The organism is Novosphingobium sp., from assembly GCF_024642085.1.
Classification (GTDB): Bacteria; Pseudomonadota; Alphaproteobacteria; order Sphingomonadales; family Sphingomonadaceae; genus Novosphingobium.
The window spans coordinates 1-19295 of record NZ_JAHEBV010000015.1 but is presented as its reverse complement, the minus strand read 5'-3'; the positions used below and the strand labels follow the sequence as shown (position 1 = coordinate 19295).

The 19295-nt window shown below is 62.3% G+C and carries 16 protein-coding genes; 6 read left to right on the top strand and 10 right to left on the bottom strand.

Features of this window, described 5'->3' with window-relative positions; genetic code table 11:
* Window positions 1-196 precede the first annotated feature (196 nt).
* Both rlmB and Q0L62_RS08060 read left to right on the top strand, forming a co-directional pair.
* Complete coding sequence (gene rlmB, locus Q0L62_RS08065) at window positions 197-940, top strand: 23S rRNA (guanosine(2251)-2'-O)-methyltransferase RlmB (RefSeq protein WP_296678791.1); 744 nt, start codon at window positions 197-199, stop codon at window positions 938-940.
* Window positions 941-960: 20 nt separating this feature from the next.
* Entirely contained in the window at window positions 961-1818 is an 858-nt protein-coding gene (locus tag Q0L62_RS08060; protein ID WP_296678711.1) for a hypothetical protein, read from the top strand.
* A gap of 45 nt (window positions 1819-1863) precedes the next feature.
* On the opposite strand, the gene Q0L62_RS14440 is transcribed toward Q0L62_RS08060, so the two are convergent.
* The gene (locus Q0L62_RS14440; protein WP_367183274.1) at window positions 1864-2394 is read right to left on the bottom strand and encodes an energy transducer TonB; all 531 of its coding nucleotides are present in this window, start codon (window positions 2392-2394) and stop codon (window positions 1864-1866) included.
* Between the two features lie 208 nt (window positions 2395-2602).
* Between Q0L62_RS14440 and argJ the strand changes: the two genes are divergently transcribed.
* On the top strand, window positions 2603-3829 hold the full coding sequence (gene argJ / locus Q0L62_RS08055) for a bifunctional glutamate N-acetyltransferase/amino-acid acetyltransferase ArgJ (RefSeq protein ID WP_296678709.1): 1227 nt from the start codon (window positions 2603-2605) through the stop codon (window positions 3827-3829).
* On the top strand, window positions 3826-4632 hold the full coding sequence (locus tag Q0L62_RS08050; protein WP_296678707.1) for an inositol monophosphatase family protein: 807 nt from the start codon (window positions 3826-3828) through the stop codon (window positions 4630-4632). Before argJ ends, Q0L62_RS08050 begins: the two co-directional genes overlap by 4 nt.
* On the opposite strand, the gene trxA is transcribed toward Q0L62_RS08050, so the two are convergent.
* The 9 genes from trxA to Q0L62_RS08005 form a co-directional block, all read right to left on the bottom strand.
* Entirely contained in the window at window positions 4629-4949 is a 321-nt protein-coding gene (gene trxA / locus Q0L62_RS08045; protein ID WP_296678705.1) for a thioredoxin, read from the bottom strand. The two genes, Q0L62_RS08050 and trxA, sit on opposite strands and share 4 nt — an antisense overlap.
* A gap of 74 nt (window positions 4950-5023) precedes the next feature.
* Window positions 5024-8485: a double-strand break repair helicase AddA gene (addA, locus tag Q0L62_RS08040; protein ID WP_296678703.1), complete on the bottom strand. Its 3462-nt coding sequence runs from the start codon at window positions 8483-8485 to the stop codon at window positions 5024-5026.
* Window positions 8482-11469 carry a PD-(D/E)XK nuclease family protein gene (locus Q0L62_RS08035; RefSeq protein WP_296678701.1) on the bottom strand — a complete coding sequence of 996 codons (2988 nt, stop codon included), beginning with the start codon at window positions 11467-11469 and terminating at the stop codon, window positions 8482-8484. Before Q0L62_RS08035 ends, addA begins: the two co-directional genes overlap by 4 nt.
* A complete protein-coding gene (locus Q0L62_RS08030) occupies window positions 11462-12172 on the bottom strand; it encodes a nucleotidyltransferase family protein (protein ID WP_296678790.1) in 711 nt (236 codons plus the stop codon). The genes Q0L62_RS08035 and Q0L62_RS08030 overlap by 8 nt, the downstream gene beginning before the upstream one ends.
* Before the next feature lie 5 nt (window positions 12173-12177).
* Complete coding sequence (locus Q0L62_RS08025) at window positions 12178-13161, bottom strand: phosphotransferase (protein ID WP_296678699.1); 984 nt, start codon at window positions 13159-13161, stop codon at window positions 12178-12180.
* On the bottom strand, window positions 13158-13601 hold the full coding sequence (gene tsaE, locus Q0L62_RS08020) for a tRNA (adenosine(37)-N6)-threonylcarbamoyltransferase complex ATPase subunit type 1 TsaE (protein WP_296678698.1): 444 nt from the start codon (window positions 13599-13601) through the stop codon (window positions 13158-13160). The genes Q0L62_RS08025 and tsaE overlap by 4 nt, the downstream gene beginning before the upstream one ends.
* Window positions 13598-15955 (bottom strand): PAS domain-containing sensor histidine kinase, encoded by a 2358-nt coding sequence (locus tag Q0L62_RS08015; RefSeq protein ID WP_296678697.1) that lies wholly within the window; start codon window positions 15953-15955, stop codon window positions 13598-13600. Before Q0L62_RS08015 ends, tsaE begins: the two co-directional genes overlap by 4 nt.
* Window positions 15956-16094: 139 nt before the next feature.
* Complete coding sequence (ahcY, locus tag Q0L62_RS08010; RefSeq protein ID WP_296678696.1) at window positions 16095-17513, bottom strand: adenosylhomocysteinase; 1419 nt, start codon at window positions 17511-17513, stop codon at window positions 16095-16097.
* Window positions 17514-17719: 206 nt separating this feature from the next.
* Window positions 17720-18178: an S-adenosyl-L-homocysteine hydrolase gene (locus Q0L62_RS08005; protein ID WP_296678695.1), complete on the bottom strand. Its 459-nt coding sequence runs from the start codon at window positions 18176-18178 to the stop codon at window positions 17720-17722.
* Window positions 18179-18363: 185 nt separating this feature from the next.
* On the opposite strand from Q0L62_RS08005, the gene Q0L62_RS08000 reads away from it, so the two are divergent.
* Both Q0L62_RS08000 and Q0L62_RS07995 read left to right on the top strand, forming a co-directional pair.
* Window positions 18364-18843, top strand: a complete 480-nt coding sequence (locus Q0L62_RS08000; RefSeq protein ID WP_296678694.1) for a peroxiredoxin — start codon at window positions 18364-18366, stop codon at window positions 18841-18843.
* 10 nt (window positions 18844-18853) lie between these two features.
* Window positions 18854-19207, top strand: coding sequence for a DUF3147 family protein (locus Q0L62_RS07995; RefSeq protein ID WP_296678693.1), 354 nt, complete (start codon window positions 18854-18856; stop codon window positions 19205-19207).
* Window positions 19208-19295: the final 88 nt, after the last annotated feature.

Below are 19295 nucleotides of genomic sequence, written 5' to 3'. Positions count from 1 at the left end.
GACGGGTTGCCCCGAAATGCAGTACCCAAAAAGGGAACCTCCGGCCGAGGGAAGCGCGCCAATGCCTAAAGGCTAAGGCCCTGTCAACAGTTGCGTAGCGCTGCCGGCGCTGGCAGGAAGCAGCCATGCAACAGGGATTGAACCAGTGAACCGCCAGCGCGAAGGCAAGAAGGCCCTGCGCGGCCGGGCAGGACGTATGCAGGGTGGCCGCGGCTCGGGCCGAGCCAGCACTGGCGCCGTGCGGCTGTGGGGGCGACATGCGGTCGAAGCGGCACTGAACAACCCCGATCGCAACCACCGCAAGCTTTGGGCTACGCGCGAAGGCGTAGAAGCGCTGGACGGTGAACTGCCGGCTGATTTCGCGGTTGAATATGCTGCGCCTGCAGATCTGGCGCGGCTGGTTGCGCGCGACGCCCCGCACCAGGGTTTGGTCCTTGAATGCGACGCATTAGAGGATGTATATCTTGAAGACGTGCTCGATGGTGATCCTTCGCGCCCCGTCCTTGTTCTCGACCAGGTGACCGATCCGCACAATGTTGGCGCAATTTTGCGCTCAGCTGCAGCTTTTGGTGCCTGCGCTATTGTTACCCAGGATCGTCACGCCCCGCCTGAATCCGGCACTGTCGCTAAAAGTGCGTCTGGCGCACTGGAAATCGTTCCATGGGTTCGAGTGGTCAACCTTTCGCGTGCGCTAGAGGACATCGCCGAGGCCGGATACTGGCGCATCGGGCTTGACGGCGAAGGCACCAGTACATTGGCCGAAGCGTTACCCACCGGCCCGGTCGCACTGGTACTCGGTGCCGAAGGCGAAGGGATGCGTCACAACGTGACCCAGCACTGCGATGCTATCGCTCGCCTGCCGATCAGCCGCACGATCGAAAGCCTAAACGTGTCTAATGCAGCCGCTATTGCGCTTTACGCAATTGCAACACGAAGCTGAGCGAGATGGGAGCAAAGCCCATGAATTTCCCCCTTCGGCGCACCATGATCGCTGGATTTGCAGCCGGGCTTAGTCTGCTGCTTGCCGCATGCCTGCTTGCGCCCGGAAAGTTTGTTTCGACCCTCGATCTGCGCCGCGATGGCCATTTCAGCTTCACTTATGTTGGCCAGATTTCCATGCTGGGTTTGTCCAAGCTGGCAGACCTTGATCGAAAGAACGCCGGACCGTTTGCGGCGCAGCCGTGTTTTGACGACGACGATAACGAAACCAAGCGTGAATGCACCAAGGCGGAAATAGACGAGCAGCGCACCCGCTGGGACGCTGACCAGAAAGCAGCCGCAGCCAAATCCAAGAAGGACGCCGAACAGGCGAAGGCCATCTTTGGCGGGATCGATCCTACCAGCCCCCGCGCTGCAGAAGAAATGGCGGAGCGGCTGCGCAAGCAGGCTGGTTGGAAAACCGTCATTTACAAAGGCGACGGCCTCTTCGAGGTTGATTTCGCTATTGCAGGCATAATCGACCATGATTTCGCGTTTCCGACCATAGAGCGATTTCCCATGGCGAATGCTTTCGTCGTGATCAATCGCCGCGCCGATGGGTCGGTGCGGATTGATGCGCCAGGTTTCGGCCCCGCCTCTGGCAGCGGAAACGCGATGGGCAGTTTTGCCGCGATGGCGGCGATGGACAAGGCCAAGGGCGACGCCAAGGTGCCGCTGCCGGAAATGGATGGCACGCTGACCATCATCACCGATGGAAAAATTCTGGCAAACAACACCGAAGAAGGCCCGGTGATCGGCACCACCGGGCAGATGCTGAAATGGATTGTCACCCCGCGCAGCGGCGCAGCCCCGACCGCGCTGGTGATGCTTGGGAACTAAGACAAGCAAAGAATCGCAATCGCCTTAGAGCGGTTGCGGTGCATTCTAGTTAGCCTGTGAAACGTCCTTTGCTTGCTGGGCAGGAACATCGAAGACTTCAATTCTGCGCGTGTAACGTACGCGCTTCGCAACGGGACGCCCTTGTGCGTCAAGGTAGGGGCTCTGAATCGGCATAAAATTGCAGTTCGGAGACGGCCCGACCTTGACGCCGCCTTGTATTGCGGCACCTTCTAACTGTTCAAACTGGCAGTCTGTAGCTGCTCCGTCAGTGCCAATAAGCGCAGAGAAAACCGAAAAACCTGCAGCCGGTGGCTTGGCTGGAACTTTTGGGATCTGCCAACGGACCGAACTTGACCAGCTACCCACAGTCGGTTTGCCAACTGCATTGGTTGCCGGTCTGAATCGTGCGCGCAGAATGACCAGTTCGCAAGTTTTGCGGTCAAGAACGTCGGAGCCGCTGCTCTCTCTGATCGAGCACGACGTAACGGCCCCATCCGGGCTGATCGTCACCGTAAACCGCGATAGTCCCACAGAATCCGTGCGCAATGCTTCTGGTGGATAGTCGCTGGGTGTCATCCAGGTGCCTGGATTACTTATCGGGCTTGCCGCGCGCGGTGTGCCAGCGAAGCTTGGCACCGCGATCATCGTCCCTGCCGCCAGCGCCGAAACCAAAGGAACTTTCATTGACGATGCAATCACTTATCGCTCCGAACTAAATCAACGCTCGACAAAATGGGTTAGTCGACGCTTGCCGCAATGGTCAAGCGAACATAAGGCACGCTTCATGCCTCAGACCGTCTCCCCCCTCGCCCGGCCCTTCCCTGCGATCCCGCCGATCGCTGGCGTGACGCTGCGCGTGGCGCGTGCTGGCTATAAGGATTGGGGGCGCTGCGACCTGACCTATGTCGAACTGGCACAGGGGACCAGCGTGGCCGGGGTGTTTACTCGCAATGTCTGCTGCTCGTCCGAGGTTGAACTGGGCCGCACCAACTTGGCGCAGGGCCAGGCCCGCGCGCTGGTCGTCAATGCCGGCAATTCCAACGCCTTCACCGGTTATCGTGGACGCGAGGCGGTGGAAGCGATCATGGATCAGGTTGCGGCGCATCTGGACTGCGCGCGCGAGCAGGTCTTCGTATCGTCTACCGGGGTAATCGGTGTGCCGCTGCCAAAGGACAAGGCGAAAACAGGGGTCTCTGCCGCACTTACAGAGCAGCCTTGCAGCTGGGAAGATGCCGCCAACACCATCGGCACGACCGATACCTTCGCCAAGGGTGTCGCCGCCCGGGCAGTGGTTGGCGGTAAACCCGTGACTTTGGGTGCGATCATCAAGGGCAGCGGCATGATCGCGCCCGACATGGCAACCATGCTCGGCTTCATCTTTACTGATTGCGCGGTTGAACCGGCCTTCTTGCAGGATGTGCTCAGCGCGGCCAACCGCGATACTTTCAGCTGCATCACGGTAGACAGCGACACATCGACCAGCGACACCGTTCTGGCCTTTGCCACAGGCAAGGCTGGCAACGTGCCGCTTACCGGGTTCGACAGCGCCGGCGCCGATGCTTTTGCCGCCGCGCTGCATGACGTGTGCCGCCAGCTCGCCCATCTGGTAGTGCGCGACGGCGAAGGTGCGCGAAAGTTCATTTCCGTTTACGTCACCGGCGCGTCCAGTGACCATAGCGCACGAAAGGTCGGCCTCGCCATTGCCAACTCGCCGCTGGTCAAGACAGCCATTGCCGGTGAAGACGCCAATTGGGGCCGCGTGGTGATGGCAGTGGGCAAGGCGGGCGAGCCTGCCGACCGCGACACTCTGTCAATCGGGTTTGGCGGCACATGGTGCGCGCGCAATGGCTTGCCTGTGGCAGGTTATGACGAGGGACCTGTGTCAGCGCATCTTAAAGGTCAAGAGATCACAATCGATGTCGATCTTGGCATTGGAAATGGCCGCGCAACGGTTTGGACTTGTGACCTGACTCACGGCTATATCTCGATCAACGCGGATTACCGGTCATGAATGAAATCAGCACCTTTCAAACCGAGATGAGCAAGCTGCTGCGAGAAGTGGCGGCGCGCGCAATAATGCCCCACTTTCAGTCATTGCACGAGGGCCAAATCGAACACAAAGCGGCCGACGACGTCGTGACTGTCGCCGATTTTCAGGCCGAGGAACTTTTAATTGAGGGGCTTTCCAGGATAATTCCCGGCTTGCCCATCGTGAGCGAAGAGGCGGCCCATGCCGATCCGTCTGTGCTGGAACTACTGAAAGGACCTTGCTGGATTGTCGACCCCCTCGACGGCACAAATAATTTTGCCAATGGCAATGGCCCCTTTGGCATTCTTATCGCGATGGCTGAAGCTGGTGAGGCGCATACAGGCTGGATTTACGATCCTTTGTCAGATCGGTTATGCATCGCCCGCCGAGGCAAGGGCGCGTTCATTGGAGGGCAGCGCGTCACTGCCAAAACTACGGGGGAAAACTGTCCGATTGCCGCCATATCCTTGGTCTTTTTGGATCCGGCCAAGCGCGAGGCGATGCGCCACCACATAGCGCCCCATTATACACTGGTCGATATACCTCGCTGCGCCGCAGAACAATATCCGCGCATCGCTCTTGGAGTAAACGACCTTTCGATATTTGAACGCACGCTCGCGTGGGATCACGCCGCCGGGGCGCTATTTGTCAACGAGGCCGGCGGCAAGGTCGCGCGGCTCGATGGCCGACCTTACCGGGTCGATGAAGCCCATCTCCCAGGCCTGATTGGCGCCGCTAGCCCAGCGCTGTTCGACCAGCTTGCCGCGCGATTAGCGCTGCTTTAAAGTTCGCTTTCCAGCCAACCTTTGAGCTGACTCTTTGGCGCTGCACCCAGCTTTTGTGCAACCGGCTGGCCGTTCTTGAACAACACCATCAGCGGGATTGACTGCACGCCATACTTGGCGGCGGTATCGGTGCATTCCATTATATCGACCTTGGCGATCGTCACCTTGTCGGCCAGCTCATCGCTGATTTCTTCGAGCGCCGGGCCGATCATCTTGCAGGGCCCGCACCAGTCGGCCCAGAAATCGACCAGGACTGGCTTATCGCTTTGCAGTACATCGGTGGCAAAGCTGGCATCGGTTACGGCTTTGGTGGCCATTAGAATCTCCTGTGAGTTGGCCCTTAACTTAGGATGCCGCGCGCCAATGGCAACTGCGGCGGGGCAAAGCATTGCTAGATGCCGATCAATGCCTGCTTGTGAACGGCAAGCAGCGCTGGCGGAATGATAAGGAGGCTAGGTGCCTGCGTGTACAATACGGCCGCTTCAACACTGCGCCCGGGATAAACCGCTTCCAGCGCCGCGGCATAGGCTGCCATCTGCCGCAGGATGGCCAATGGCACTTCATCCAGGCTGGCAGGCGGACGCCGCGCGGTCTTATAATCGACCAGCCGGATCCGTGTTCCGTCTATTGCCACTCGGTCGATCGTACCGGCAATCACCTGCCCGCCAACAGTTGCGGCAATCGGTACTTCGGCCAACGATCCAGGTTCAAACAAATCGGCCCAGGCTGAATCGCCAAGCACGCGGATCGCGGATGCGGCCATTTCGGCGCGGCTGTGATGGTCGAGGTCGTTCGCTGACCGAGCCAGCCAAGCCTGCGCAGCGCTGGTCCGTTCGGCGGGTTTCACGTCAGGCAGGCGTTCAAGGAGTTTGTGCATCAACACGCCGCGCCGTGCGGCGACGGAACCGGCACCGGGCGGAAAAGGCGGATCGGCGCTGGCGTCCTGTCCCAGCGAAGATGGTGCGAGCGGACGCGGCGGTCGCGGTTCGGCGGGCGCGGGGCTGTCCAGCCACGGTTCCGGCAGCGGCAATTGAATAACTGTGTTAGCGATTAAAGGCAACGCCGCATCTGTGCGCTCACCGTATTCAAGCCGCGCACTCCACAGCGGGTCATCTATCCAGTCGGCCGCATCAAATAACCCCTGCAGCCGGGCGTACCAGCTGTTGGGCGCCGGTTCGGTTTCGCGCGGGCCCAGCGCACCGGCGATAAACAGCGCCTCTTCGGCCCGGGTCATCGCGACATACAGCAGACGCCAGTGTTCCTGGTGCTCTTCGGCGCGGGCGGTCTGATCTGCCACTGCGATCTTGCCGTACCGCTCGTTTTTGCGAAGCGATGGCAGGGGCACGGTGCGCGGCGTGCTGCTTAGCATACTGGCCGGATCGACCAGTTCCAGCGGGCTGCCCAACGACCGATCGGGGTTATCGGCGGCATCGGCCAGGATTACGATTGGCGCTTGCAGGCCTTTGGAGCCGTGGACGGTCATTACCCGCACCTGATCGCCCTGCTTGCCAGCTTCGCGTTTCAATTCACCGTCGCCGGCATCGAACCAGCGAATAAAGCCCTGCAAACTAGGCACTTCGGCGGTGGCATAGGCGCTGGCGGCGTTGAGCAGTTCGTCGATCGGGTCATTCGCTTCTGCCCCCAGTCGTGCGACCAGCCGGCGCCGACCCAGCCACGGCCCCGTCAGAACCCAGTGCAACAAGGCCAGAGGTGGCTCAAAATCGGCCAGGTGGAGCAGGTCCAGCAGGCTGGACATCGTCTGGTCGACCAAAGGCCCGCGCGTGCGGCGCAAGTGATCCCAAAGCGCCACCTTGTCCGGTCTGTAGCCGTGTTCAAGAAGATCTTCCTGCGTCCAGCCGAGCAATGGCGAGGTCAAGAGACAGGCCAGATTGAGATCGTCGAACGGCTGCGCCGCAAATCGCACCGCCGCCATCAAATCGCGCACCGCAAGCGGAGCCGCCAACCGTAGCCGGTCCACCCCCGCCACCGGCACGCCGGCAGCGTGCAGCCGGCCGACAATCAGCCCGGCCAGTTCCTTGCGTTTGCGCACCAGCACCATAACATCGCCTGCGCGCGCGCGGCGTGCCGTACCCGGCTTCTCGCCCTTGACCAGCGGGAAGCCGTGATCCTGCCATTGCCTGACCTGTTGTGCGATACGGTCGGCCAGCCGGCGGTCGGACCGGGCCAGCCAGGTGTCCACCCCCTCCTCGTCCTGGGACGCATCGTCCTGGCCGCTGCTGACGACCCGCCAGAGCGTGACCATGCCAGGGCGGTCCTGACCGACGTGCGCTTCGGGCGCCTTGTCCAGTCCGAACTTGTCAAAGCCGATCGCCGCGATGGCCCGATCGACAAAATCCAACACACCTGTGGCGGTTCGAAAACTCTGGCTAAGGCCCAAGTCCCGCAATTGCTGCGCCCGGCGATTGGTGTGCGATTGCAATATGTTATCGGCCAGACCGCGCATTTGCTCGCGTACCCGAAGCTGCGCCCTGGCAAAGTTTTCCGGGCTGGTCCCCTGGAAACGAAAAATCGCCTGCTTGTAATCGCCGACCACGAACAGCGTGCGCAGCACATCGCCGCGCAGCCCTTCACCGCTGAAAAAATCGCCGATCAGCGCATCGATGATCTGCCATTGGGCGCCGTTGGTATCCTGCGCCTCGTCAACCAGGATGTGGTCGAACCGCCGGTCCAGCTTGTAACGGATCCACCCCGCCAGATCGGATTGCTGCAACAGATGCGCGGCCTGCCGGATCTGGTCGTCAAAGTCGATCAGGCCTGCGCGCGCCTTCGCCGCGTCCCACGCCAGCGCGAAGCGGCGGCCCAGTTCCAGCGCCGGGGCGAGCCATGCCGCCAACGCAATCAGCGCTTGCCGCTCGCGCACCGCCAATACCGAAACGAGCACGGCTTCAGCGGCAAACACGAAGCTTTCCTCAAACTTCTCCAGTGACTTGTTGTTCTTGACCGTATCTTTTTGGCTGAACAGCACTTTGGTAAGGTCAGGCATCATGGCCAGCCGGGCGTTTGCATCGGCAGCCAACCAGCCGGCAATCACTGCCTTGCCCGCGGCACCAGTCGGGGTCGACCATTGGCCGTAGGCTGATTCGCACAGCTTCAGCGCATCGGTATCGAAGGTGCCGTCGGCGCACAGATCGGCGGCGCTGCAAGCATCGGCGGGCAGCCCGATCAGGCGCCGTACCGCGGCATCCATCGGCGGCTGCCAGGCGCCTGGTCCATGCCACAGGTCATGCGCCTCGGCGCAGCGCAGCAGGTAGCTTTCGACTGCATCGGGCCCCAACCGCTCGGATAGGAGTGCCACGGCGTCAAGGGTGGGCCGATCACCGCTCTGCTGCGCTGCGACCAGCAGGTCGGCCAGCACCTCGCGCAGCAGCAGCTGACGGTCGCGGTCTTCCATAGCGCGGGTACCGGGATGCAGCCCGGCCTCGCTGGGAAAGGCAGCCAGCAGCCACTGCGCAAAGGCGTGGATCGTATCGATTCGCAGGCCCCCGCCCGGGCAGTCGAGCACTTCGGCAAACAGCGTGCGCGCCCGTGCCAGCTCCGCCGGTCCGGATGGCGCGCCGATTGCCTCCAGATCGCGGAAAAGGTCGGTCGGGCTGGCCCGCACCCAGCCTGCCAGCACTTCGTTGATGCGGTTCGCCATCTCTGCGGCACCGGCCTTGGTAAAGGTCAGGCACAGGATTTGCGATGGCGCGACGCCGTCTTGCAGCAGCAGGCGCAGCACACGCGCCGAAAGCACCTGAGTCTTGCCCGTACCTGCCGAAGCGGACAGCCACACCACTTCGCCCGGATCAACGGCAGGAAGCTGCTCGTCAGTCAGCGGCCAGACCCGGCTCATGACTGTGCCTCCCACGCATCCGCACGGGTCTGCCATTCATCCAGCCGCATCAGCTGGTCATAATCGTTATAGCCGCCGATGTCGGGGTTGAGCCGCGCGGTGAACGGTTCATCACCCTTTATCCAGCGCGTTATTGCATCGCGCAGATAGACCTCGATCCGGTCCAAAAACTCGTCACGCGGCAGTCCGGATTTCTTCTGCCCTTCGGGAATGGGTTCGCTGACATAGCCGAACTGCTCGACATCGCGGGACTTGGCCAATGACCAGTATTCAAAGCCGTCGGGGTCGCCGCTGACCCTGGTAAAGCCGCCATCCCGCGCAATCAGGCCAAGCACTCCCAATTGCAGCGCAAACCCTTCCTGGACCATGCGGCCCGATGGCGGCGATCCGGTCTTGTAATCAACCACTACCAGTGCGCCGTCCGCGCGGCGGTCGATCCGGTCGGCGCGGCCGAATACGCGCACCCCGTCGACCTCCATCGCGCCATCCTCTTCACTCAGAACGACGACGCGGCCATCTGCGCTTGCAAGCTGGGCAACCTCGGCGTCGATCCATTCCAGCGCTTTGGCCAGGCGCGGCCACCACAGCGCGCGAACCAGCGGGTGCGTCTGCATTTTGCACAGTTCCGCCTCGGCAAAATCGATCAGATCGCCCGGCCTGCCCCCGGCGCGATGCCATTGCTTGAGGACTTCGTGGACCACCGTACCTTTCCACGCCGCAGTCGGTTCGGCATCCAGCGGATCGAGCGAGCGCAGTCGCAGGATCGCCTGGGCATAAAATTGGTAAGGATCGGAACGCAGACGGTCGATCGCGGTGACCGCCAGCGGCACGTCCCGCTGGGCAGGCGCCGGGTTAGGCGCGGGGCGCGGATAGGACGGTTCGGGATGGGCGCGGTCGATGTTGCGGGCGCGGTCGATGGCGCGGTCCTCACGGTGGTCCTTCGCCAGATCCCCAAGCAGCGCTTCCACACGAAGGACAAAACGGCTTGGGATCACCGGGCCGCCTTCATCGCGGTCGGCCCAGCTCAACACTACTTCAGGCGCGCCCAGTGCACCGGCCAGATCGTGCGCCGACAAGCCGATACGAAACTCACCCGCAGGCACGCCCAGCGCGCGCAGGACGGCAGGCGGCAGCAATGGTTCGGGCGATGCGGCGGCAGGCCAGGTGCCTTCGGTCAGCCCGCCGCAAATGACCAGATCGGCCCGGCTCATCCGGGCTTCAAGCAACCCGTAAATCGCGACGCGCGGGTGGCTTCCCCACGGCGGGCGCACTGCAGCACGGTCCAGCACATCGCGCAGCACGGTGGGCAGGTCATCAGGAGCGACCATGGTGCCAACATCCTGCGCTGCGCTGCGCAGGTCATCGATCTGGCCAGACAGCGCGCGGCCGTCTGCGCCGCCCCACAGACGCAGGCCGCACAGTGCTTCGCTGGCAGCGCAGAGGCTATCCAGCGCTACGGCCAGCGGAACCGGGTCGGTCCAGGCAAGCAGCGGTGCTATCACCCCTTCTACTTCGACCCACCAGCTTTGCAGTCCTTCATCCATCGTCATGACGACATCGCGTATCGGGGAAAGACCGGGGGCGAGGCGCGGTCCGCGCAGCTTGCGATCAAGGCGGCGCGCGTTGTCCAGCCAAGCCGCGCGTTCGCCTGTACCTTGGACCATCGGATGTTCCAGCAAGGCGAGCAATTGAACCGGCGCGGCGGCGCTGGCGGCAACTTCGGCCAGTTGCAACAGTACGCGGCCCGCCGCGGTCTGGGCGAGCGGCTGGCCGGCAGTATCGTCGGCCGCAATATCCCAGCGGCGTAAGTGTGCGACGACCCGCGATGCCAGGCCGCGATCGGGAGTGATTAAAGCCACTCGCCGTTCAGGCACTTCCAACGCTTCGCGGATCAGGATCGCGATCGCCTGCGCTTCTTCGCCGGGGTGGGCCGTGTTCATCAGTCGCACACCGGACAGACGGCGCTGCCCGGCGGGCAGATCGACCCAGCGGGCGCTGGCGCTGGACGGCAGGAACAAGTTGGAGATCGCGCGGCTGCGCTCGGGCGGCGCGGCGGCCAGCCCGGCGCGGTGCCACGGCTCAACCTCGTCGCGGGCAATCCCCATGCGGTTAAGCAGCAGCTTAAGGTGATATTGCGGATGGGTCAGAGCATCACGCTCGCCAAACGGAGGATCGCCGGATGTGGGCGGCGCGCCTGCCGTGCCCAGCAGCGTCCAGGTTTCAACATCCAGCGACAGATCGAGATCGGGAAGGATTACTGCACCGCGCGGCGTTTCCGCCACTACACGCAGCAACTGCGCGAGCGAGGGCGAAGCGCTGGTTATGCCGGCGGCCACCAGAGGGGTAGGCGGCGGCGCAGCTTGCCAGCGCTTGGCAGCATGATCAAACAGCTGGTTGCGCCGTTCTGGCCCGTCAATCTCGCCGCGCTCGGCCAGTTCAAGCTTCCAGCGCGCCAAAACAGCTGCAAAGTGGCGGGTCGATTCGATCCAGTGCTGCGCCTGTTCGCCAACGATCCCGGCTATCCGTTCCTCGATCAGGCGTTCAAAGCCGATGCCTTCGATGGCCAGCCGGTCAATCGTTCGACCCGTATCGAAGGCGAGGCGCAGCAGCGCAGGTGTTGGCGGTGCGCTGTCTCCCATCGTCTCGCGCAGCAGTTCGGCCAGCCGCAGCTGCCGCCGAAGCGGATCGGCGGCATGGGGGATATCGGCGCCCGCGCCCAGCGGGTCCAGAAGGGGACCGAGGGTTTCATCCAGGTCGAGATCGCCCACCACCGCCATGCGCGGCAGCAGCAGACCGCTACCTGAAAGGCGGACGAACGCCTCGGTAATTATACGCTCTGCCCGGCGGCTGGGCAGCAGCAGGGTAAGCCGCGCCAAGCCCAGATCCGCTTCGCTGAAGCGCGGGATCAAGCCGGCGACAAGCGCGTCGGCAAAGCCGCGATGGGCCGCAATCGAATAAACCTGTGGCCCTACCCGCTCAGCCATTTGCCAGCGCAGCCTCGGTAAGGCCGATCGCTTCGGGATAGCCGACATCGAACCACGCGCCATTGTGGACCAGGCCGTGACAGCGGCCTTGCGCAATCGCGCGATCCCAAAACACGTTGGTCGAAAAGACGTCTGCCGGCGGGTCGGTAACGATGTGTCGCGCCAGCATCTGGATCCCGGTCCAGACATAGGGCCGGGCGCGCCTTGGTCCCTCGCGCGAAAGGCGTCCAGCGCCGTCCAGGTCAAAGTCGCCCTGACCCTGGCTATTTCCTGCGCGCTGGGTCGGTACCACCAGCATCATCACGTCCATGCGCTCTGCATCCCACGCCGCTGCCATGCGGTGAAGCGCGTGTTCGTCCGTATCAGCAAACCAGTTGTCGGCGTTGATGCAAAAGAACGGATCGTCCAAGATCAAGGGCAGCGCCTTGATAAGCCCGCCGCCGGTATCGCGCAGCAGTTCCCGCTCGTCAGAGATGACGACATCGAAATCATCAGCCTTGGCGGCTAGATGCGCCTCGATCTGTTCGGGGAAATAGTGGACGTTCACCACGATCCGCCCCACCCCCGCCTCACGCAGCAAGTCAAGCACGTGGTCGAGCAGTGTGGTCCCGGCAACCTTCACCAGGGGTTTGGGCTTGGTGGCAGTCAGCGGCATCATTCGCGTGCCCTTGCCAGCGGCCATGATCATCGCCGTACCGGGCATCTTTTTCATACGGCAATAACGCCGCCGCCCGTCTTGCGCAGTTCGGCGGGTATGTTCTTGTCAAACCACAAGCTGACCGGTTCCAGCGCCGGGTGGGTCAGATCGCGTTCCAGCGCTGCCCAGACACGGGGAATGTAGTCAAGGTAGCGCGGCTTGCCGTCGCGTTTCCACAGCCGCACAAAGATACCTACGATCTTGGCGTTGCGCTGTGCGCCAAGACGGGCGTAATCGCCCAGAAATTCGGCCCCTGCCCCGCTTTTGGAAACGTAATAATCGAACATCTCGGTTTCCAGCGCGGTCGAAACATCGCGCCGCGCATCCTGCAGCAGCGACACCACATCGTAGGCGGGATGGCCGACCAGGGCGTCCTGGAAATCGAGCAATCCCTGCTTTTGCAGCGATCCCAGCAGCATTATGTTTTCGGCATGATAATCGCGCAGCACCGTAACACCGGGGCGCTGGCGCGGCAGCAACTGGCTGACCACATTTTCCCACGCCGCATCATAGGCGGCCGCATCGACGCAAAGACCCTGTGCCGGGCAAAACCATTCGGTAAAAAGCCGTGCTTCGCGAAGGTATTCCGATACACCGTAATTTGTGAACGGCCCCGGTGGCAGGCGGTGCAAGGCGACCAGCGCGTCGATCGCTCCGCGATAGATTTCCGCCTCGTCCTGCGGCCATTCGTCGAGGTATTCGCGCATGCGCACTTCGCCAAAGTCTTCGATAAGCACCAGCCCCCGACCAGGGTCTTCGGCCAGGATCAACGGCGCGCGCAGGCCGTTGGCGTCCAGCCACTTGGCCGCGCGCAAATAAGGCGCGGGATCCTCATGCGGTGGGGGCGCGTCCATCAGCATGGCGCTGCGATCCCCACTGCGGATCCGGAAATAGCGGCGGAACGAGGCGTCACCCGCCAGCGGCTCAATCTCCGCATCGCGCCAACCCGCGCCCGCCAGGAAAGTGTCGATGCCCTCAGGCAACAAATCGGTCATGGCATGCGCCCTAGCCAATCGGCCCCGCCTTCGACAATGGCAATCCGACCCGTTTCCGCAGTTTCAAGACGAAGCGACAAACAGGCCGCTTCATGCGCAAAGCCCCCAGCCAGTTCGGGCCATTCAGCAATCAGCGCTGCACCCTCGCGATAATCATCCAGGCCGATCTCTTCTGCTTCCCGGGGTCGGGTCAGACGATAGAAATCGGCGTGGACCAGTGGCAAGCGCACCGCGGGGGGATCATAGGTTTCGATTATCGCAAAGGTGGGCGATGGCACCTCGCCCTCATGCCCCAAGGCCGCGATGATCGCACGGGCCAGCGTGGTCTTGCCTGCACCAAGTCCGCCAGACAGCGCCACTACGTCGCCTGCGCGCAACTGCGCGGCGATGCGCCCGCCAAAGGAACACGTCGCAGCAAGGTCCGGCAGCGCAACTTTCACGGCAACTCGACAATCGCCGCCGTGCCTTGTCCTGGTTCGGACAGCAGTTGCAGCGATCCGCCATGTGCCTCGATCAGCTGGCGCGCCAATGGCAGTCCCAGCCCCTGACGCCGCTCGATCGTCTTGCCGTCGGCGCTGACCTTTATTCCTTCCATCGCGCGGGCCAGCGTGGTCGCATCCATCCCGGAACCGTTGTCTGAAACCACGATCTGCGCCTTGCCTTTGCGCCCGGTCAATTCGACCAGAATGCGCCCGTCCTGCGGGGTCGCGGCGATAGCGTTATCGATCAGATGTCCCACCGCGCGGCCCAGGCGGCGTCGATCTCCGGTCAGGCGCCCTGCGCTGCGATCGCCGCGCATGTCCAGCGTGATATTGCCGGCCTTGATTGCTGGCGAACGCTCCTCGACCAGCTTGGTGACAAAAGGCAGAAGGTCGATCTCCTCCTCGGCCAGCGGAAGCATCCCCGCTTCGCTTTGCGACAGGTCGAGCACATCGTCGATCTGCTCTCCCAGCCGCGCGACAGAAGTAAGAATCGCCGCAACATACTCGTCGCCCTGTTCGGACAATTCCCCGCCCAGTCCCGCCTGCAGCAGTTCGGCAAAACCGCCGATCGAGGTCAGCGGGGTACGGAACTCGTAACTCATCGTCGCAAGGAAGCGGGTTTTCATTGCGTCCGCTTCTTCCAGCGCGGCGTTGCGCTGTTTGAGCGCATCTTCAGCCTTCTGGCTGTCTGTTATGTCAAGCACGGTTAGCAGCCCGTTGCCATCGGGCAGCGGCACGCCGGCAAACTCGAGTGTGCGCCCATCGGCGAGCGCTGCGCGCCCGGTGGTCTGCTTGCGGTCCAGCGTCGCTGATCGGATGGCATCGCCCACTTGCCGGACCCGGCCGGGATGAACCAGACTCAAGCCGATCTTCTCTAGCAGCACTTCGATGCGGGGATGCTCGTCCAGAAAACTGTCTTCCAGTCCCCAGTCGGCGGCAAAGCGGCGGTTCCACAGCTGCATCCGGCCATCGGGAGAAAACACCGCGACCGATTCGAACAGGCTGTCGAAGGTTGCCGTGCGAGTGCGCAGCAGGGTGTCGCGCACCGCTGAGAGGCGCAGCTGCTCTGTCCTGTCCTCGGCAATCAGGATCATCCCGCCATCCGGCAAGGGCTGGGCAACGATGCGCAGGTGCGTGCCATCCGCCAGGGTCCAGGCCTCTTCCTGAGGGCCGCTGGCCAGGAACCAGGCCGCCCGCTCGCGCCGCCATGCAGGAAAGTCCCGCGCTTCGGGCACCCGCCCGCCATCCCGCGCCAGGTCGAGCAAACGCTCAAACAGCGGCGGATCGAGCATGGTTGCGGGCTTCAACGCAAAGATGCGCTGGAACGGCTGGTTGGCAAAGGTTAGCTGGCGTTTGGCATCGAACTGCGCAACGCCAGCCGAAAGCTGATCAAGCATGGCGCGCTGGGCATCGCGAAAAGCGCGGAAATCTCGGCCCAGTTCCTCCATCTCCTCAACATCAACGGCGTATCCCGCAATCCCTTCACTGCCCAGCGGCAAATCGGACACGCGCAATGCCCGGCGTTCACCGTCAATCGTTGCAGAAACCATCCGTTCGATCGGAAGCTTGCGGGCGAATGATTGCAGCGCCACCTGACGCGCGGTCAGGCCGTCGACCGATTCGATCAGTTCAACCCCGTCTTCTGCGACCGTGCGCGCATCGTCCCCAGCCACGGCACGGACATAGGCCTGGTTGACCAGTCGCAGATCGCCATCGGGGCTGCGGAACCACATCGGCATGGGCGCGGCTTCGATCAGGCCAACCAGCGCAGCAAAATCGCCCCGCGCTCGTGATGCATCCTCACGCAGCTGAACCAGTTCGCTTTCGCTATCGGAAAAATCAAACACCCAGACCAGCGCTGCTCCACCCGGCGAAACCTGTGGATCGGCAAGATGCCCGCGCAGGGCGAGGCTGCGCGACGATCCGCGCGGGGTAGCGACCATCCGGAACGGCGCGGCAGTTCTCTGGGTGCGGCGCACCGCCTCGGTCAGTTCTGCAAGTTTTTCAGCGGTAAATCCGCCCGTCCCGCCTGCGATCCCTTCGCCGTCCAGTTCGGTCAGGAAACGCGGAACTTTTTCAAGGCCAAGCCAGTTGGCCAGTCGCTGCGGCGCCTCAATCTTGCCGTCAACCCGGACCAGCAGCGGCACGGCAGGGCTTTCATCAACCATGCGGCCCAGACGTACTGCATGGCGCTGGCTCGATTCGGCACGTTTTTGCCGGGTGCGCGCAGCCAGAATCACCCCGATCGCCGCGACTGTCCAAGCGGCCATCAACAGACCGAGCAGAACCATCGCTGTGGGGGTAAGCGTCATGTCTCCCAGCTATGCGCGGGGGGCGGCAATGGCAAGCGGCAGCGCGCCGGCTTCGACAAGCTCAGGCTGAGCGGAAATCGGAATTAGACCAATGCCCGCTAAGGCCAGGCTTGCCGAAGCATAAACGCCGACCGCGCCGTCAGTACCGGTAGTGGTCCGGCTTGAACGGCCCGGCCTGCGGCACGCCAATATAGTCGGACTGCTTCTTGCTCAGCGTGGTCAACTTGACCCCCAACTTTTCCAGATGCAGCGCCGCAACCTTCTCGTCCAGATGCTTGGGCAGGACGTATACTTCGTTCTTGTACTCGCTTGCCTTGGTGAACAGTTCGATCTGCGCCAGTGTCTGGTTGGTAAAGCTGCTGCTCATCACGAAGCTGGGGTGGCCAGTTGCGCAGCCCAGATTGACCAGACGGCCCTTGGCCAGGATCAGAATCTGCTTGCCATCAGGAAACTCAACCAGATCGGTGCCGGGCTTGATTTCCGACCACTTGTAATTGTCTAGCGCGGCAATCTGGATCTCGCTGTCAAAGTGGCCGATATTGCACACGATGCTCATCGGCTTCATCGCCTTCATGTGTTCTGCTGTGATCACATCCTCGTTGCCGGTGGCAGTGACGAAGATATCGCAGCGGGTCACGGCTTCTTCCATCGTCACGACTTCGTAGCCTTCCATAGCCGCCTGCAGCGCGCATATCGGATCGATTTCGGTCACCATCACCCGCGCGCCGCCCTGGCGAAGCGATGCGGCAGAACCCTTGCCGACATCGCCGAACCCGGCAACGCAGGCGACCTTACCCGCCAGCATGACGTCGGTGGCGCGGCGAATTGCGTCAACCAGGCTTTCCTTGCAGCCATAGAGGTTGTCGAACTTCGACTTGGTGACACTGTCGTTCACGTTGATTGCCGGGAACGGCAGCTTGCCGTCCTTGGCGATCTGGTAAAGGCGGTGGACCCCGGTGGTGGTTTCTTCCGATACACCCTTGATGTGAGCAACCGACATCGTCAGGTAACCGGGCTTGGCCTTGACGAAAGCCTTCAGCGCGCGCTGAAACTCGATCTCTTCAGCATTGGTCGGTTCGGGCATGGTATCGCCCGCTTCAAGCCGCGCGCCCCACAGGGCAAACATGGTGGCATCGCCGCCATCGTCGAGGATCATGTTGGCAGTCTGGCCCGAGCCATCGTCCCAATCGAAAATCCGTCCGACATAGTCCCAGTAATCTGCCAGGCTTTCACCCTTTACGGCAAAAACCGGAATGCCCACTGCAGCAATCGCCGCGGCGGCATGGTCCTGTGTGGAATAGATATTGCAGGTTGCCCATCGAACATCGGCGCCCAGCGCGGTAAGCGTTTCGATCAGCACCGCGGTCTGGATCGTCATGTGGAGCGATCCTGTAATCCGCGCGCCCTTGAGCGGCTGCGAGGTGCCGAACTCGTGCCGCAGGGCCATCAACCCTGGCATTTCGGTTTCGGCAATACGGATTTCGGCACGGCCAAAATCAGCCAGACCAAGATCGGCGATTACATAGTCCTTGGCGGCAATGTCGGCTGCGCTGGCCACAGGGCAAACTCCTTGAAAGTATCTTGCAAGCAGCACCGACCGAATGCGAAAAAGGCGGCGCCATAACTGACGCCGCCCTTAGCCTCTGATGCGCGCAGAGGCAAATATAAAGATTTCTTTATATCAACTACCGCGGATGCGCACGCCGCCTTGCAGACTGCCTACTCTGTCGAAATCACCGACAAGCGTTCCCCGGCAAAATGATTTTACCGGCGCGCGTAAGTATATTGACCGCCACCGCCTTCACCGAGCAACTGATCGGCCGCTTCAACCAACGGACCGGAACCCTTGGCAGCTGCAAGGCCGCTGGCAACTTTCTTGAGCTGGTCGCAGCCGAGCCACGGGTGGCCATTGCCGTAGTCGTTGGCCATGGTCACACTGATCTTGTCAAGCGCGCGGGCTGCGCCGACGATACCGTGACGCTTCGCCAGATTTGCTTTCATTTCACGACTGGCGGCGTTCAGTTCTGCGATATGGTTCGTCGTAAACCTGCCGTAGTCGGCCTGAAAGTTGTATTGCGTGGTGCGGCAGCGCAAACCAGTCACCATCAGCATGATATCCAGACGGCGCAGCTTTTCCGCCTGACCCATCGAACCGGCTTGCGCCGGAACCGAAACCAGCATCGATACAGCGGCAAGTCCTGCCGCGACCCCCTTGACGTTCATGTGCAGTCTCCCCGCAGGATCGATTCCTGCCGGGGAACATTCGTCCCAATCCTTTTACTTAAAGTTAAACCGGCCCGGTAAAGCGAAATTAACCATGACCGCGGTGTTGCCCTCACCGCGCCTCACCCTATATCCGGCAGGCAATTCGCAACGCGCGCCAGGCGCCATGACAAGGAGACACGGACATGACGATTTCGGTAGGGGACAAGCTGCCCGACGTGAAGCTGGTCAAGGCGACCGAGGCCGGCCCTGAAGCCGTGCAAAGCGCCGATTATTTCAAGGGCAAGCGCGTCGCGTTGTTCTCCGTTCCCGGTGCGTTCACGCCGACCTGCTCTGCCAAACACCTGCCCGGCTTCGTTGACAAGGCGGCTGACCTGAAAGCCGCAGGGATCGATGAAATCGTTGGTACTGCGGTCAACGATCCCTTTGTCATGGGCGCCTGGAACAAGGCCGCCGGGAGCGAGGCGATCACGATGCTCGCCGATGGCAATGGCGATTTTGCCGAAGCCGTGGGTCTGACCATGGATGGCAGCGCCTTTGGCCTTGGCAAGCGCGGCCAGCGTTTCTCGATGGTCGTCAATGATGGCGTGGTCGAACAGCTTAACGTCGAAGCTCCGGGTGAGTTCAAGGTTAGCAGCGCCGAGCATATGCTGGGTCAGCTCTGAGGCAAGCACAGTGTGGGGGCAGCTGGCGATCAAAGCGATTGTTTCGGGAATCGTTATCGCCGCTGCCTCTGAACTGGCGCGCCGCAATCCCGGCTGGGGCGGCCTTGTTGCCAGCCTGCCGCTGACCACGCTGATTGCTCTGCTGTGGTTGTGGCGCGGCAACCCTGATCCGGTACGCGCGGCGGACTTCATGATCGGCACATTCGCTTACGTCATCGCCGCCCTGCCCTCGTTCGTGATCATCGCCATGCTGCTGCGGCGGGGCTTCGGCATCACCCCGGCACTTGTCGCCGGAGCGTTGGCGGCCATCACGGGTTATCTTTTGCTGATGTGGCTGGGCCGCCGGTTCGGCTTGCCGGTCTGATTCAGGCCGGAATGGCGTACGTTACTGTAGCCTGTCCGACGATGTACGCCGGATCGTCCTGCCACAAACGCACATCCACCGTTGCCAG

Coding starts and splice junctions, on each gene's coding strand:
- Q0L62_RS08060 (WP_296678711.1), top strand. CDS start 961: ATGAATTTCCCCCTTCGGCGCACCATGATCGCTGGATTTGCAGCCGGG.
- Q0L62_RS08005 (WP_296678695.1), bottom strand. CDS start 18,178: ATGAACGTCAAGGGGGTCGCGGCAGGACTTGCCGCTGTATCGATGCTG.
- Q0L62_RS08035 (WP_296678701.1), bottom strand. CDS start 11,469: ATGGCTGAGCGGGTAGGGCCACAGGTTTATTCGATTGCGGCCCATCGC.
- Q0L62_RS08030 (WP_296678790.1), bottom strand. CDS start 12,172: ATGCCCGGTACGGCGATGATCATGGCCGCTGGCAAGGGCACGCGAATG.
- rlmB (WP_296678791.1), top strand. CDS start 197: ATGCAGGGTGGCCGCGGCTCGGGCCGAGCCAGCACTGGCGCCGTGCGG.
- Q0L62_RS14440 (WP_367183274.1), bottom strand. CDS start 2,394: ATGACACCCAGCGACTATCCACCAGAAGCATTGCGCACGGATTCTGTG.
- Q0L62_RS08015 (WP_296678697.1), bottom strand. CDS start 15,955: ATGACGCTTACCCCCACAGCGATGGTTCTGCTCGGTCTGTTGATGGCC.
- Q0L62_RS08025 (WP_296678699.1), bottom strand. CDS start 13,161: ATGACCGATTTGTTGCCTGAGGGCATCGACACTTTCCTGGCGGGCGCG.
- addA (WP_296678703.1), bottom strand. CDS start 8,485: ATGAGCCGGGTCTGGCCGCTGACTGACGAGCAGCTTCCTGCCGTTGAT.
- trxA (WP_296678705.1), bottom strand. CDS start 4,949: ATGGCCACCAAAGCCGTAACCGATGCCAGCTTTGCCACCGATGTACTG.
- Q0L62_RS08050 (WP_296678707.1), top strand. CDS start 3,826: ATGAATGAAATCAGCACCTTTCAAACCGAGATGAGCAAGCTGCTGCGA.
- argJ (WP_296678709.1), top strand. CDS start 2,603: ATGCCTCAGACCGTCTCCCCCCTCGCCCGGCCCTTCCCTGCGATCCCG.
- Q0L62_RS08000 (WP_296678694.1), top strand. CDS start 18,364: ATGACGATTTCGGTAGGGGACAAGCTGCCCGACGTGAAGCTGGTCAAG.